Below are 1,380 nucleotides of genomic sequence, written 5' to 3' on the forward strand. Positions count from 1 at the left end.
GGGACTGTAAATCGTTCGGTGTAACTCCCGATCATGGAGGATGCATCGATGACCAGTGAGAACGTGACTGAGGACGAGCCCGTTGAGGCGGCTGAGCCGCAGCCGGCGAAGGCGGTGGATGACAGGCTGATCGACGAGCTGGTGTCCCGGGCCCAGGCCGAGGGCCTGCAGCTGACCGGTGAGGGCGGACTGCTCCAGCAGCTGACGAAGCGGCTGCTGGAGTCCGCTCTGGAGGGCGAGATCACCGACCACCTGGGCTATGACAAGCACGATCCGGCGGGCAAGAACGGCGGCAACTCCCGCAACGGCACACGCGCCAAGACCGTGCTGACCGACGTGGGACCGGTGGAGATATCCGTGCCGCGGGACCGGGACGGATCGTTCGAGCCGAAGATCGTCAAGAAGCGGCAGAAGCGTCTGACCGGCGTGGACGAGATGGTCATCTCGTTGTCCGCGAAGGGCCTGACCACCGGCGAGGTCCAGGCCCACCTGGCCGAGGTCTATGGCGCCGACGTCTCGCGCCAGACGATCTCCACGATCACCGACAAGGTCCTCGAGGGCATGGTCGAGTGGCAGAACCGGCCGCTGGACCCGGTCTATCCAGTGGTGTTCATCGACGCGATCCACGTGAAGATCCGCGACGGCGCCGTCGCCAACCGCCCGATCTACGTGGCCCTGGCCGTCACCGTCGAGGGCCGGCGCGAGATCCTGGGCTTGTGGGCTGGGGACGGCGGCGAGGGCGCCAAGCACTGGATGCACATCCTGACCGAGATCAAGAACCGCGGCGTGAACGATGTCCTCATGCTGGTCTGCGACGGGCTGAAGGGCCTGCCCGACGCGGTCGAGACCGTCTGGCCGCAGGCGATCGTGCAGACCTGTGTGGTCCACCTGCTGCGGAACTCCTTCCGCTATGCCGCCCGCCAGGACTGGGACAGGATCGCCAAACTGCTCAAGCCCGTCTACACGGCGCCGACAGAGGAGGCCGCCCTGGAGCGGTTCTCCGAGTTCGCCGAGGCCTGGGGCCGGAAGTATCCGGCGATCGTCCGGCTTTGGGAGAACGCGTGGGAGGAGTTCACGCCGTTCCTGCGGTTCGATACCGAGATCCGCCGCATCGTCTGCACCACGAACGCGATCGAGTCCGTGAACGCCAGGATCCGGCGGGCGGTCAAGGCCCGCGGACACTTCCCCAACGAGCAGGCCGCGTTGAAGTGCGTCTATATGGCGATCATGTCGCTCGACCCGACCGGCAGAGGACAGACCCGCTGGACCCTGCGCTGGAAGACCGCTCTGAACGCCTTCGATATCACCTTCGACGGCCGCCTCTCCGCAGCCCGTCATTAACCCCGAACACCCCGCTTACACCGTTCGATTGACAGACCC

The 1,380-nt window shown here is 66.0% G+C and carries 1 protein-coding gene; it reads left to right on the forward strand.

Features of this window, described 5'->3' with window-relative positions; genetic code table 11:
• Positions 1-48 precede the first annotated feature (48 nt).
• A complete protein-coding gene (locus LG634_RS37505) occupies positions 49-1,341 on the forward strand; it encodes an IS256 family transposase (RefSeq protein ID WP_226741017.1) in 1,293 nt (430 codons plus the stop codon).
• Positions 1,342-1,380: the final 39 nt, after the last annotated feature.

The sequence above is a fragment of the Streptomyces bambusae genome (genome assembly GCF_020532645.1).
GTDB lineage: Bacteria > Actinomycetota > Actinomycetes > Streptomycetales > Streptomycetaceae > Streptomyces > Streptomyces bambusae.

What these genes read in the sequence shown, in the direction of transcription:
- LG634_RS37505 (WP_226741017.1), top strand. Translation starts at nt 49, where the DNA reads ATGACCAGTGAGAACGTGACTGAGGACGAGCCCGTTGAGGCGGCTGAG.